The following is a 12,765-nucleotide window of genomic DNA, read 5'->3' as shown; positions in this document are numbered from 1 at the left end:
CACGAAAGGAACTGCCATGAGCAAGCACTTCGTACCGGAAAATCTCCCAACCCACCTGCAGCACTACATCAACGGCGAATTCGTTGACTCCATCGGCGGAGCAACTTTCGACGTGCAGGAACCGGTCACCAACACCAACTACGCCACCGTCGCCTCGGCACAGCCAGAGGACGTGGACCTGGCCGTCGCCGCCGCAAGCAAGGCCTTCAAGGAAGGCCCATGGTCCAAGATGCTGCCGCGCGAGCGTTCCCGCGTGCTGCACAAGATCGCCGACATCGTCGAGTCCCGCGATGAGGAGCTCTCGCTGCTCGAGTCCTACGACTCAGGCCTGCCGATCACCCAGGCCAAGGGCCAGGCACGCCGCGCCGCCGAGAACTTCCGCTTCTTCGCCGACCTGATCGTCGCCCAGGTGGACAACACCTTCCGCGTCCCGGGCCGCCAGATGAACTACGTGAACCGCAAGCCGATCGGCGTCGCCGCGCTGATCACCCCATGGAACGTCCCGTTCATGCAGGAATCCTGGAAGCTGGCCCCGGCCATCGCCACCGGCAACTCCGTGGTCCTGAAGCCTGCCAGCTACACCCCGCTGTCCGCCACCCTGTGGCCAGAGATCTTCCGCGAAGCCGGCCTGCCAGAGGGCGTCTTCAACCTGATCTTCGGCTCCGGCGGCGTGGCCGGCGACTACCTGGTCAAGCACCCGGACGTCCCGCTGGTCTCCTTCACCGGCGACTCCTCGACCGGCGCCACCATCTCCACCGCGGCCGCCCCATTCTTCAAGGGCCTCTCGCTGGAGCTGGGCGGCAAGTCCCCGGCCGTCGTCTTCGCCGACGCCGACCTGGAAGCCGCATTGGACGCCACCGTCTTCGGCGTGTTCTCGCTGAACGGCGAGCGTTGCACCGCCGGTTCCCGCGTCCTGGTCCAGCGCGACATCTACGATGATTTCGTTGCCAAGTTTGCCGAGCGCGCCAAGAACATCCGCGTCGGCCTGCCGAGCGACCCGAAGACCGAGGTCGGATCGCTGGTCCACCCGAACCACTTCGACAAGGTCATGAGCTACATCGAGATCGGCAAGAACGAAGGCCGGCTGCTGGCCGGCGGCGGCCGCGCCGAAGGCTTCGAGAATGAGGGCAACTACGTCGCCCCGACCGTGTTCGCCGATGTCGCACCGGATGCGCAGATCTTCCAGGACGAGATCTTCGGCCCGGTCGTTGCCATCACCCCGTTCGACACCGACGAGGAAGCGCTGGAGCTGGCCAACAACACCAAGTACGGCCTGGCCGCCTACGTCTGGACCTCGAACCTGAAGCGCGCGCACAACTTCGCGCACCAGATCGACTCGGGCATGGTGTGGCTGAACTCGAACAACGTCCGCGACCTGCGCACCCCATTCGGCGGCGTGAAGGCTTCGGGCCTGGGCCGCGAGGGCGGCTACCGCTCGGTGGACTTCTACACCACCCAGCAGTCCATCCAGATCACCCTGAACGAAGCGCACTCCCCGAAGTTCGGCGTCTAGGAAGCACCAGCTTCCCACCACTAAATTTTTTGCTTGCAAAGGAGCACATCATGAGCAAAGAGATCGCAAACCCGATCCCAACCCCTTCGGTGCCAGCGCCGGATATCCTGCGCTGCGCTTACGCCGAACTGGTCGTCACCGACCTTGAGCGCTCGCGCAACTTCTACGTCGACGTGCTGGGCCTGCACGTGTCCTACGAGGACGAGAACCAGATCTACCTGCGTTCCTTCGAGGAATTCATCCACCACAACCTGGTGCTGACCAAGGGCCCAGTGGCCGCGCTGAAGGCGATGGCCTTCCGCGTGCGTTCCACCGAAGACGTGGACAAGGCCGAGGCCTACTACAAGGAACTGGGCTGCCGCACCGAGCGCCGCAAGGAAGGCTTCGTCAAGGGCATCGGCGATGCCGTGCGCGTCGAGGATCCACTGGGCTTCCCCTACGAGTTCTTCTTCGAGACCACCCACGTCGAGCGCCTGCACATGCGCTACGACCTGTACTCGGCCGGCGAGCTGGTCCGCCTGGACCACTTCAACCAGGTGACCCCGGACGTGCCGCGCGGCCGCAAGTACCTGGAGGACCTGGGCTTCCGCGTCACCGAGGACATCCAGGACGACGAAGGCACCACCTACGCAGCCTGGATGCACCGCAAGGGCACCGTGCATGACACCGCCCTGACCGGCGGCAACGGCCCGCGCCTGCACCACGTGGCCTTCTCCACCCACGAGAAGCACAACATCATCCAGATCTGCGACAAGATGGGCGCACTGCGCATCTCGGACCGCATCGAGCGCGGCCCAGGCCGCCACGGCGTGTCCAACGCGTTCTACCTGTACATCCTGGATCCAGATGACCACCGCATCGAGATCTACACCCAGGACTACTACACCGGTGATCCGGACAACCCGACCATCACCTGGAACGTGCACGACAACCAGCGCCGCGACTGGTGGGGCAACCCGGTTGTGCCTTCGTGGTACACCGAAGCCTCCAAAGTCCTGGACCTGGATGGCAACGTGCAGGAAATCGTCGAGCGCACCGACGACTCCGAACTGGAAGTCACGATCGGCGCCGACGGCTTCTCCTACACCCGTGCCGGTGACGAGGACGGCTCGTACCACGGCCAGGCATCCAAGGGCTTCAAGCTGGGCAACCAGCTCTAAGCCAGACCAGCTCTTCTAGACCCAGAGCTTGGCAGCTTCCCTGAGCTGCAGCACAAGAATCCCGGGGCATCAGCGATTTTCTTCACCGATGCCCCGGGATTCTTCTTTTTCTGGTTTCGTTCTTCCAAGGAATTCAGACCCGGGCAACGCGCCGTTCGCGCACCGCCTTGCGCCAGCCATCGGCGATGTCCCAACCGACCCCGATGGCGATCCCGAATCCGAGCAGCACCGCCAGGATCCGGAAGACTCCCCCGTTGCCTGCGGCATCCGCGTTCCCGGAAGCGAATTCCTCGCCTCCGGCCTGGGCGATGAACGAGAGGAACTCGGGGTTCACCAGCTCGCCGCCCAGCAGCAGGACCAGCACCCAGGCCGCGAAGAGCAGGGCAAGCACGGTGTTCAGCGCTGCCAGCGCGGTAGTCCAGCGGCGCTGGGCATAAAGCGCGAAAGCGAAGACTGCTTCAAGCACCATCAGGCCGAACAGCGCGCCGATCCACCACGGCCACAGTCCCGGATTGAGGATCGCGATCGGCTCGCCGCCGGTCGGGAAGAATCCGCGCACCGCATCCCACACGACCGCCACGGCGGCGATGGCCAGGAACACCAGCGAGGCGATCAGCTCGCTGCGTCCGGCGCCATCCTCCTGGACCTCAGGCAGCTGGTCGACATCCCACTTCATGCCGGTGTCCGCGCCGGTGCGCTCGAGCACGACGAAGACCAGCGTGGTCCAGAAGACCAGATGCACGGCCACCTGCAGCCCGATGGCCAGCGCCTGGACGAGGCTCTCGCCGACCTCAGCTCCGGAGAGCAGCTGGCCCAGCAGCACCGCGCCGACCACGCAGACCGGTACGATCCACAACAGCAGCTTCAGCAGCCGCCACCAGGTCAGGTAGTACTTCGGACCGATCAGGTGCAGCGGCCGGTCCGCGTAGCCGGCGGCAAGCAGGCCGGGATCGCCCAGCTCGGACAGGACTTCGCGTTCAGCCTCGTCCGCGGCCTCACCCTGGTCCGTGCGCGCCTCGATCGCGTCGGCAATCAAGGCTTCGAGCTCGGCGCGGACGTCGTCCTGCAGTTCGGGTTTCAGGCTCCGGATGGTGGCCGAGATGTAGCGTTCGGTCAAGGTGGCAGTCATGTCAGTGCTCCTCTTTGGTGAGCGAGGCGATCGCCGTGGTCAGGGATCGCCATTCGGTGGTCAACGCGTCAGCGAGACGGATGCCGTCGAGCGAGGTCCGGTAGAACTTGCGTGGCCGCGCCTCCTCGGTGTTCCACTCGCTGGTGAGGTACCCCTGCTTCTCCAAACGACGCAGCAGCGGATACAGGGTGTTGGCGTCAGTGTAGAAACCATGATCGCCAAGCTGCTCCAGCAGGCTGTAGCCATACCCGGCGCCGCGCAGCAGCTGCAGGCAGGCCAGTACTACGGTGCCGCGTCGCAGCTCTTGCAGCTGGGTCTCGAACTCTTCCATGTCCACTACATTACTGTGTGCCACACACTACAGTCAATGACACATTAGTGGATTCTGTGGAACGACGTGTTCAGTGTCGTAGCCTGGCAGGCCAAATCCTGCCAACCCGCCTCCCGCCACGCGTAAGCTGTAAATCAGCAACAGCCGATCAGTGAGGCGGAACATGGACGAGCAAAAATCGCTGGTTGAATTGGCCAAGGCGATCGCTGTCCGCGCCCACGAAGGCCAGGTCGATAAGCTTGGCGCTGCGTATATCGGGCATCCGGCACGAGTGGCCGGCCATGCCCGCGCTCTTGGCGGTTCGCCGGAGGCCATCGCGGCCGCGTGGCTGCATGACGTGATCGAGGATTGCGAGGTGAGCGCGGAGGATCTGCGCAACTCAGGCATTCCCGAAACAGTCATCGAGGCGGTCGAGCTGCTGAGCAAGCGTCCAGGGCAGAGCCTGGAAGAGTATTGCGCAAAAGTACGCGGCAACTCGCTGGCCTTGCTGGTCAAGCAGGCGGATCTGGCCGACAACACCGACCCTGAACGCACCAGCCAACTGGACCCGGTTACCCGGCAGCGGCTGGCCGAGAAATACCGGCGCACCAGGACACTTCTCGGCCTCCTGCAGCAGCCGGGGCCCTAAGGATCGCGTGGAACCCCAAATACTGCAGCTCCAGTGTCGGCCCGCAATGCCCCTTGCGTCGACTTTGCAAACTGTCGACTCAAGCACCTGATCACCGCACGGGACATTAAATGCTGGATGTTTCCACCGATGCCCTTGCAATCGAGCGCCATTGGGCAAGACTGGAACCATGGCTACAGGTAGAAGCACAGTGTTCGAAAACCGCAGCCATGCCGGCGCCGCGCTGGGCATGAAGCTGTCCACTCTGCTGCCCGCCGGAGAATACACGGTGCTGGGCCTGCTGCGCGGCGGGGTGCCCATTGCCTACGAAGTCGCCACGGCGCTCGGCGCCGACCTGAGCGCCGTGGCGGTGCGCAAGCTCGGGGTGCCCAGCAATCCAGAGCTGGCATTCGGCGCCATCGCCCGGTATGGGTCCAGCAGCTCCCGCCATATCAACGAGGCCATTTATCGCCGGGCGCTGCAGTATTTCGGCAAGGACGAGCTCGAATCCCTGGAACGAGGCACCGGTGCCGACCTGCTGGCCCTCGCCGACAGGTTCAAGGACTATTGCCCGGATCTGTCCGGGCGCGACTTGCTGCTCTGCGATGACGAGATGGCCACGGGCGCGACGATGAAGGCCGCGCTGGATCTCGTACAGGAGTTGTCCCCTGCCTCCGTCATGCTGGCAGTTCCGGTGGCTTCCCCCGAAACGGTTGCTGAATTGGCGCCCCATGTCGATGGCATCTGCGAACTTCTCACCCCGGATAACTTTACTGCCGTCGGAGCGTTTTACGAGGATTTTGGCCAAGTCAGCCAGGACCAAGTACTGGAGTTGCTTCGCTCGAAGCGGTGAAGATCCAGTACCGCGCAGTCAAGGGCCGGCGTTGAGGATTCCAGCATGAGTCCCCACTCCGCGCCGCGACTGCCGATCGCCGAGCAGGAGGTTGGCCAGCCACCGGCTTTCGACTAGGCCAGCGACCGTTCTGCCGAGCTCACCCAAGCTGGCTACGGCGATCCAAGACCGGGCACCATGAAGCAAGGGCCAGCACCGTGCCGATCGCGCCGATCCCGACCAAAACCACGGCGACGCCCCACAAGCCGATTGATGCGCCGAGGACACCGGCCACCGGGTAGGTCAGCACGAAGCAGGCATGGGACAAGGAAAAGTGCGCGGCGAAAACCCCCGGGCGCGTCTGCTCTGTACTATTGCGGCGCAATAGCCTGGACGAGGGCGTGAGGATGCTTGCAGTCGCCGCACCCAAAGCCATCCATAAGCCAAGAAGCCCGGCCCATTGCCCGGCTCCCTGTGCCCAGCCGATGACCGTAGCACCAATGAGCAGCAGCAGCGGCATCATTACGGCGCCGGCGAGCATCACAGTGCTGTCCTCGAATCGCTCCAGCAACCCGGGCATGCCCAGTGCCACCGCCATCGAACCTGCACCATAGGCTCCGAGCAGCAAGGCAACATCCACCTGCGAACGGCCCAGCTCCCCCTTCACCAGTACCACCGTGTTGACGATGACCATGGCGGAGACCGCGGCAACGACCAGATTCAGTGCCATCAGGCTGCGCAGTTCGCGTGCCGACCAGAACGCCCGGGTTCCGCCGGTGAGGCGATGGAAGAAGAGCGTCTTCTGCGGCGGCGGGATCAGCGGGAACCGGGTCGCGGCAACAAGCAGAGCCGATGCGGCAAAGCCGATCACGGTCCCGGCAAAGAGGTTGTGGTAGCTGGTGACAGTCAACAACGCGGCCGCCAGCATCGGACTGGCCAACGACTCCATGTCATGGGCCAGACGCGACAGGGACAGGGCCTTCGTATATTCCCGTTCTCCAGGCAGGATGGAGGGAATGACCGCCTGGAATGCGGGGGTAAAGGTCGCCGATGCCGATTGCAGGACAAATATCAGCACATAGATCTGCCACGCTTCACTGGCGAAGGGGAGGCAGAGCGCCACCAGTCCACGAATGACATTGGACCCGACAAGGACCGGTTTGCGCGGAATATGGGACACCAGGGCGTTGACCAATGGTGCAACCGCCACATAGGCGACCATCTTGACGGTCAAGGCCAGGCCGAGCACCAAGCCCGCATCGTTGCCGGCGATATCGAAAGCCAAAAGGCCCAGCGCTACGGTGAGCAAGCCAGTGCCCAGAAGCGCAATCATCTGCGCGCCGAAGAGCTTGGCGTACGCCTGGTCCCTGAGAACTGAAAGCATCTTGGCCGCCCCTGTCTTCTTTAGTCCTAGGTGTTTGGCGCTTCGTGATGCAGCGGCAATTGGCCGTTGGATACAGAATGCTCAGCCTGCTTGATCGCTTCGCTGACCAGGCGCGCCGGATGGTCATCGGCAAGGCTGTAGAGAACCTTGGTTCCGTCCTGGCGTGTGGTCACCATGCGCGCCATGCGCAGGCGAGCCAGGTGCTGGGAAACCCCCGAGGGACTCTTCTCGACGAGCTCTGCGAGCGCGTTGACAGAGAGCTCTCCGGCACGGCGCAGATGCAGCACAATCCGGATCCGCGTGGCATCGGAAAGCAAGCCGAAGACTTCCGCGGCAAGTTCCACGAATTCCGAGGAGGGCTCGGGGGCATAAATCTTATTATCTGCATGCATGCTAATAGACTAATACTCTTGCGACGTATCGCCTAGGGCACAGCGGAAATATTCCGCCTATGGCTGTAACTAGAATTGGAACCATGACTGCAACGCTCGTGGCCAAGGACCTATCTGGCGGCCACGCCCACCGGACCCTCTTCTCGAATCTGGACTTCACCGCCGCACCCGGCGATGTCTATGGCGTGGTGGGTGCAAACGGCGCTGGCAAGTCCACGTTGCTGTCGCTGCTAGCCGGGGCCGCAACCCCGCAGGCCGGAACCGTGAGCACTGCCCCGGATTCCGCGTTCATCGGCTGGATGCCGCAGGAGCACGATCGCATTCCAGGTGAAACCATTGCCGCGTATTTGGCCCGCCGGACCGGTTGCGCCGCGGCCACCACCGCCATGGAGACGACCGCCGAAGAACTGGGCAGCGGCAAGCCGGGCGCAGATGATGCCTACAGTGCCGCCTTCGATCACTGGATGGCCTCCGGCGCCATGGATCTTGAAGACCGCATCCCCGAGGTGCTGGCCAAGCTCGGCTTCGCCCTCCCGGTCGATACCGAGATGACTGCCCTGTCCGGCGGCCAAGTTGCCCGCGTTGCCCTGGCGGCCTTGCTGCTCTCCCGCTTCGATGTGGTGCTGCTCGATGAGCCGACCAATGATCTTGATCTTGAAGGTCTGGAGCATCTGGAGGACTTCATCAATTCCCTGCGCGCACCGGTGATCCTGGTGTCGCATGACCGCGAGTTCCTCGCCCGTTGCACCACCGGCATCATCGAATTGGACTTGGCCCAGAATCAGGTAGCCACCTATGAAGGCGGCTACGACTCGTATCTCGCCGAACGGACCATCAAGCGGACCCACGCGCGTGAAGCCTACGAGCAGTTCGAAAGCCAGAAGGCGGATCTCGTCTCCCGCGCCCGCACCCAGCGCGAGTGGTCCTCGCAAGGCGTGCGCAATGCCATGCGCAAGGCGCCGGACAACGACAAGATCCGCCGCCGTGCCAACACCGAATCCTCGGAGAAGCAGGCAGCCAAGGTGCGCCAAATGGAATCGCGCATCGCCCGTCTTGAGGAAGTGGCCGAACCGCGAAAGGAATGGGTTCTGCAGTTCTCCATCGCGTCGGCCCCGCGCGGATCCTCGGTGATGTGCACGCTCAACGAAGCCTCGGTGTCCCACGGCGATTACACGTTCGGGCCGGTGTCGGTTCAGGTCAATGCCGGGGACCGAATTGGCATCACCGGCCCAAATGGAGCAGGCAAGTCGACCTTGCTGAACCTGCTGCTGGGCAAGCTGGCTCCGCACAGCGGCACCGCTTCCCTGGGCAGCTCGGTGAGCATCGGCGAAATCGACCAGGCGCGCACCCAGCTTCCCGATGATCTGCCGTTGGGCGAAGCCTTCGAAAAGGAAGTTCCCGAGTACTCCGCTGCCGAGGTCCGCACCCTGCTGGCCAAGTTCGGCTTGAAGGCAGACCAGTCCTCTGCATTGGTCGATTCGCTGTCTCCCGGCGAGCGCACCCGCGCATCGATGGCATTGCTCCAAGCCCGTGGGGTGAACCTGCTGGTGCTCGACGAGCCGACCAATCACCTCGACGTGCCCGCCATTGAACAGCTCGAAGAAGCACTGGAAGCATACACTGGAGCGTTGCTGCTGGTCACCCATGATCGCCGGCTGCTGGAGAATGTCCGCCTATCCGCCCACTGGGAAGTTGCCGAAGGGCAACTAACTGCCCATTTCTAGGTGTGATGTCCAGGGACGTTGTTCTGGCCCCCGCCCGTAATGACACCGTGCCGATTCAAGAAGTATCTGTCCAGACCGCTTGCCATTGAAGGCATGGTAGAGTTTGGGGCATGTCGAGTCCCGAATCAGACAGGTCAGGGGTTGTCGGTCACACCGCCAGCCCCTTGAACCACTAGTTACGACGCCCACGATCTGTGTGGGCGTATGTCTGGCGTACCCGGGGCGCTGGCCGTGGTGACAAGAAGAACCATTTCTTGATCTCACACCTCGGAGTACTCGATGCCTTTTGCCCTCTACATGCTTGCCCTGGCGGTCTTCGTCATGGGCACTTCAGAATTCATGCTCGCGGGATTGCTCCCCGCGATCGCGACCGAACTTGACGTCTCGGTCGGCACTGCGGGCCTGCTGACCTCCGCATTCGCAGTCGGTATGGTCGTCGGCGCGCCAGTGATGGCGGCATTCGCTCGCCGTTGGCCACCGCGGCTCACATTGATCGTTTGCCTTCTCGTGTTCGCGGGAAGCCACGTCATCGGAGCGATGACACCAGTGTTCTCTCTCCTGCTCATCACCCGGGTGCTCAGCGCTCTCGCAAACGCAGGATTCCTCGCCGTAGCACTGAGCACGGCCACTACCCTCGTGCCAGCGAACCAGAAGGGGCGTGCACTGTCGATCCTGCTCTCCGGCACGACGATCGCAACCGTCGTGGGCGTCCCCGCCGGGGCACTGCTCGGCACAGCGCTGGGCTGGCGAACGACGTTCTGGGCGATCGCCATCCTCTGTATTCCCGCGGCCGTTGGAGTCATTCGTGGCGTCACGAACAATGTTGGTCGGAGCGAGACTAGCGCGACCTCACCAAGGCTCCGTGTCGAGCTCAGCCAGTTGGCGACGCCGCGGCTCATCCTGGCCATGGCACTCGGAGCGCTGATCAACGGAGGGACCTTTGCGGCATTCACCTTCCTGGCACCCATCGTGACCGAGACCGCGGGCTTGGCCGAAGCGTGGGTGTCCGTCGCGCTGGTGATGTTCGGCATCGGATCGTTCCTTGGCGTCACGATCGCAGGACGACTATCAGATCAACGACCTGGCCTCGTGCTCGCAGTCGGCGGACCGCTATTGCTGACAGGCTGGATCGTGTTGGCAGTGGTCGCATCTCATCCCGTTGCGCTTATCGTCCTCGTCCTCGTTCAGGGATTCCTGTCGTTCGGCGTCGGCAGTACTCTGATCACGCGTGTGCTGTATGCAGCATCGGGTGCGCCAACGATGGGCGGTTCGTACGCAACCGCAGCATTGAATATCGGAGCTGCAGCGGGGCCCGTGCTTGGTGCGCTCGGGCTCGCGACCGGGCTGGGGCTGCTCGCGCCGGTTTGGGTCGCTTCGGTGCTGACAGCGATCGCTCTCGTCATCATGCTTCTCACCAGACGCGCGCTTACGAAGACCGCGGCGGAGGCCAATTGATGACCCATCCGAACGCTCTTCTCACTCCTCGTGCCCGTCTCCGGTTAGCTCGGCTGATTGTCGAAGACGGCTATCCGGCCACGATCGCCGCAAAGATGTTCATGGTCTCCCCGATCACTGCCCGGAAATGGGCAGGCCGCTACCGGGAAGAGGGTGAGTTTGGGATGCAGGATCGCTCCAGCAAGCCGCACCGGATCCCAGGCAGGACGCCCGAGCATGTCAAGAAGAAGATCATCAACCTGCGCTGGCGGCTTCGACTGGGGCCAGCCCAGATCGCTGCGCGACTTGGTCTCTCGACGTCGACTGTTCACGCGGTCCTCGTCCGTTGCCGCGTGAACCGCCTCTCGCATATCGATCGTGTCACTGGCGAGCCATTGCGGCGATATGAGCATCCTCATCCGGGATCGTTGATTCATGTCGATGTCACGAAGTTCGGCAACATCCCCGACGGCGGTGGACATCGTTACGTAGGTCGGCAGCAAGGCGCACGGAACAAGCTCGCGACTCCGGGATTACCACGAGGAAAAGATCACAAGCCGCGCACCGGGACGGCGTTCGTTCACACAGTCATCGACGACCACTCCCGCGTCGCATACGCAGAAATCTGGTCGGATGAGCAGGCGAGCACAGCGGTGGGAGTTCTCGAACGCGCCGTGGCCTGGTTCGCCGAACGAGGCGTGACCGTCGAGCGAGTCCTATCCGACAACGGGTCGGCATACAGATCCCACGCATGGAGGGACTTCTGCGCTCGGCTCGGCATCCGACACAAGCGGACACGCCCCTACCGGCCGCAGACGAACGGGAAGATCGAGCGATTCCACCGCACGCTCGGGGACGGCTGGGCCTATGCCAGGTTTTACGGTTCAGAGGCCGAACGACGCCTGGCGCTGCCCGGCTGGCTCCACTTCTACAACCACCACCGACACCACTCTGCGATTGGCGGCGTACCCTTCGACCGACTCAACAACGTCCCTGGACATCACATCTAGGGTCTGGCTTGGGCACGTCTTACATAGGCAATTTCACAGCAATCCAACGTAGGATTGGCATCATGGGAGCCGAGTTTTTCAGTTCTTTCGACTGCGAGGTCGACGCCTAGTACCCAAGGATATTTTCTTGAGAAGCACTGCAACACTCCATTCCCAAGGGCCTACACTCAAGCCGGGCGACCCCAAGAGCTTCTTCCACGTCAAGAAGCTGGTCACCGAAGCCGGATTGATTGGCCGCCGACGCGGACACTATCTCGGCCTGGGCATCGTGCTGACGGTGCTGCTGGCTGGCACCGTTGCCGGATTCATCCTCCTTGGCGACAGCTGGTTCCAGTTGCTGATGGCAGGGGTCTTGGGCCTGCTGCTCACCCAGTTCGCTTTCCTGGCGCATGAGGCGGCACACCGCCAGATCCTCGCCTCGCACAAGCGCAATGACAAGCTGGGCCAGTTCCTGGCCAATATCGTCGTGGGCATCAGCTACCAGTGGTGGATGAACAAGCACAACAAGCATCATGCGACGCCCAATACCGTGGGCAAGGATCCTGATATCGAGTGGGACACCATTTCCTTTCAGACCGAGGATGCCAAGCGCCAGCGTGGACTTCTCAAGTGGATCACCAACCGCCAGGGCTACCTGTTCTTCCCGCTGCTCACCCTTGAGGGCTTGAATTTGCACATGCACTCGATCAAGTACTTGTTCAAGGCTGAGCGGGTCAAGAACCGCAAGCGCGAAATGACCGGTGTTGCACTGCGCATCGGAATCTACCTGGCCATCGTCTTCTACTTCCTGCCCGTGGGCATGGCTTTCGCTTTCCTGGGCGTGCAGCTGGCAGTTTTCGGCATCTACATGGGTGCATCCTTTGCCCCGAACCACAAGGGCATGCCGATGGTTCCCCAGGACGCCCGCATCGACTTCTTCTCCCGCCAAGTACTGACCGGACGCAACGTCATGGCCAAGTCCAGCTGGGGAAACCGCGTGCTATCCCACGTTTACGGCGGATTGAACTACCAGGTGGAGCACCACCTGTTCCCGTCCATGCCGCGCGCCAACCTGGCCGGCGTCTCGCGCATCGTGCGCCAGTACTGCGAAGAGCATCAGGTGCCCTACACCGTGGCCAGTGTCCGCGAATCCTACGCACAGGTGATCACCTACCTGAACAAGGTAGGGCTATCGGCCCGGGATCCTTTCGAGTGCCCGATGATCTCCGGTTACCGCGTTAGCGCATAGCGTCTGCGCCAGGCGCATGAG

The 12,765-nt window shown here is 62.8% G+C and carries 13 protein-coding genes; 9 read left to right on the top strand and 4 right to left on the bottom strand.

All coding sequences use genetic code 11. The features are described 5' to 3' along the window. The first annotated feature begins 16 nt into the window (after positions 1-16). Both hpaE and hpaD read left to right on the top strand, forming a co-directional pair. A complete protein-coding gene (hpaE, locus tag ACR9WD_RS06640; RefSeq protein ID WP_038991335.1) occupies positions 17-1,513 on the top strand; it encodes a 5-carboxymethyl-2-hydroxymuconate semialdehyde dehydrogenase in 1,497 nt (498 codons plus the stop codon). Positions 1,514-1,575: 62 nt separating this feature from the next. Continuing rightward, a complete protein-coding gene (gene hpaD, locus ACR9WD_RS06635; RefSeq protein ID WP_038991538.1) occupies positions 1,576-2,673 on the top strand; it encodes a 3,4-dihydroxyphenylacetate 2,3-dioxygenase in 1,098 nt (365 codons plus the stop codon). Positions 2,674-2,806: 133 nt separating this feature from the next. Here hpaD and ACR9WD_RS06630 read toward each other — a convergent pair whose 3' ends face one another. Both ACR9WD_RS06630 and ACR9WD_RS06625 read right to left on the bottom strand, forming a co-directional pair. Then, complete coding sequence (locus ACR9WD_RS06630; protein WP_038991334.1) at positions 2,807-3,802, bottom strand: permease prefix domain 1-containing protein; 996 nt, start codon at positions 3,800-3,802, stop codon at positions 2,807-2,809. Between the two features lies 1 nt (position 3,803). After that, positions 3,804-4,133 (bottom strand): PadR family transcriptional regulator, encoded by a 330-nt coding sequence (locus ACR9WD_RS06625; protein WP_434922990.1) that lies wholly within the window; start codon positions 4,131-4,133, stop codon positions 3,804-3,806. Positions 4,134-4,296: 163 nt separating this feature from the next. Here ACR9WD_RS06625 and ACR9WD_RS06620 point away from each other — a divergent pair, with 163 nt between their 5' ends. Both ACR9WD_RS06620 and ACR9WD_RS06615 read left to right on the top strand, forming a co-directional pair. Further along, entirely contained in the window at positions 4,297-4,761 is a 465-nt protein-coding gene (locus ACR9WD_RS06620; protein WP_073707606.1) for an HD domain-containing protein, read from the top strand. 190 nt (positions 4,762-4,951) lie between these two features. Beyond that, positions 4,952-5,593, top strand: coding sequence for a phosphoribosyltransferase (locus tag ACR9WD_RS06615; protein ID WP_434922989.1), 642 nt, complete (start codon positions 4,952-4,954; stop codon positions 5,591-5,593). A gap of 139 nt (positions 5,594-5,732) precedes the next feature. Here the strand turns inward: ACR9WD_RS06615 and ACR9WD_RS06610 are convergent, their stop codons facing one another. Then, the gene (locus ACR9WD_RS06610) at positions 5,733-6,956 is read right to left on the bottom strand and encodes an MFS transporter (protein WP_434922988.1); all 1,224 of its coding nucleotides are present in this window, start codon (positions 6,954-6,956) and stop codon (positions 5,733-5,735) included. Positions 6,957-6,982: 26 nt separating this feature from the next. Then, positions 6,983-7,348 (bottom strand): ArsR/SmtB family transcription factor, encoded by a 366-nt coding sequence (locus tag ACR9WD_RS06605; protein WP_149596702.1) that lies wholly within the window; start codon positions 7,346-7,348, stop codon positions 6,983-6,985. A gap of 83 nt (positions 7,349-7,431) precedes the next feature. Between ACR9WD_RS06605 and ACR9WD_RS06600 the strand changes: the two genes are divergently transcribed. From ACR9WD_RS06600 to ACR9WD_RS06580, 5 genes are all read left to right on the top strand, one after another. Beyond that, on the top strand, positions 7,432-9,072 hold the full coding sequence (locus ACR9WD_RS06600; protein WP_285675854.1) for an ABC-F family ATP-binding cassette domain-containing protein: 1,641 nt from the start codon (positions 7,432-7,434) through the stop codon (positions 9,070-9,072). Positions 9,073-9,276: 204 nt separating this feature from the next. Beyond that, positions 9,277-9,330: a chloramphenicol resistance leader peptide gene (locus ACR9WD_RS06595; protein ID WP_011113070.1), complete on the top strand. Its 54-nt coding sequence runs from the start codon at positions 9,277-9,279 to the stop codon at positions 9,328-9,330. 21 nt (positions 9,331-9,351) lie between these two features. Then, positions 9,352-10,527 carry a chloramphenicol efflux MFS transporter Cmx gene (cmx, locus tag ACR9WD_RS06590; protein WP_005297378.1) on the top strand — a complete coding sequence of 392 codons (1,176 nt, stop codon included), beginning with the start codon at positions 9,352-9,354 and terminating at the stop codon, positions 10,525-10,527. After that, positions 10,527-11,516, top strand: coding sequence for an IS481-like element IS5564 family transposase (locus tag ACR9WD_RS06585; protein WP_011273866.1), 990 nt, complete (start codon positions 10,527-10,529; stop codon positions 11,514-11,516). The genes cmx and ACR9WD_RS06585 overlap by 1 nt, the downstream gene beginning before the upstream one ends. Positions 11,517-11,643: 127 nt before the next feature. Continuing rightward, complete coding sequence (locus ACR9WD_RS06580) at positions 11,644-12,744, top strand: fatty acid desaturase family protein (protein ID WP_434922987.1); 1,101 nt, start codon at positions 11,644-11,646, stop codon at positions 12,742-12,744. The last annotated feature ends 21 nt before the right edge of the window (positions 12,745-12,765 follow it).

The organism is Glutamicibacter sp. PAEs-4, from assembly GCF_051161755.1.
In the GTDB taxonomy this organism is placed as follows: Bacteria; Actinomycetota; Actinomycetes; order Actinomycetales; family Micrococcaceae; genus Glutamicibacter; species Glutamicibacter nicotianae.
The sequence above is the reverse complement of the archived record's forward strand: the minus strand, read 5'-3'. Positions and strand labels throughout refer to the sequence as shown.

What these genes read in the sequence shown, in the direction of transcription:
- hpaE (WP_038991335.1), top strand. Translation starts at nt 17, where the DNA reads ATGAGCAAGCACTTCGTACCGGAAAATCTCCCAACCCACCTGCAGCAC.
- ACR9WD_RS06630 (WP_038991334.1), bottom strand. Translation starts at nt 3,802, where the DNA reads ATGACTGCCACCTTGACCGAACGCTACATCTCGGCCACCATCCGGAGC.
- ACR9WD_RS06625 (WP_434922990.1), bottom strand. Translation starts at nt 4,133, where the DNA reads ATGGAAGAGTTCGAGACCCAGCTGCAAGAGCTGCGACGCGGCACCGTA.
- ACR9WD_RS06620 (WP_073707606.1), top strand. Translation starts at nt 4,297, where the DNA reads ATGGACGAGCAAAAATCGCTGGTTGAATTGGCCAAGGCGATCGCTGTC.
- ACR9WD_RS06610 (WP_434922988.1), bottom strand. Translation starts at nt 6,956, where the DNA reads ATGCTTTCAGTTCTCAGGGACCAGGCGTACGCCAAGCTCTTCGGCGCG.
- ACR9WD_RS06605 (WP_149596702.1), bottom strand. Translation starts at nt 7,348, where the DNA reads ATGCATGCAGATAATAAGATTTATGCCCCCGAGCCCTCCTCGGAATTC.
- ACR9WD_RS06600 (WP_285675854.1), top strand. Translation starts at nt 7,432, where the DNA reads ATGACTGCAACGCTCGTGGCCAAGGACCTATCTGGCGGCCACGCCCAC.
- cmx (WP_005297378.1), top strand. Translation starts at nt 9,352, where the DNA reads ATGCCTTTTGCCCTCTACATGCTTGCCCTGGCGGTCTTCGTCATGGGC.
- ACR9WD_RS06585 (WP_011273866.1), top strand. Translation starts at nt 10,527, where the DNA reads ATGACCCATCCGAACGCTCTTCTCACTCCTCGTGCCCGTCTCCGGTTA.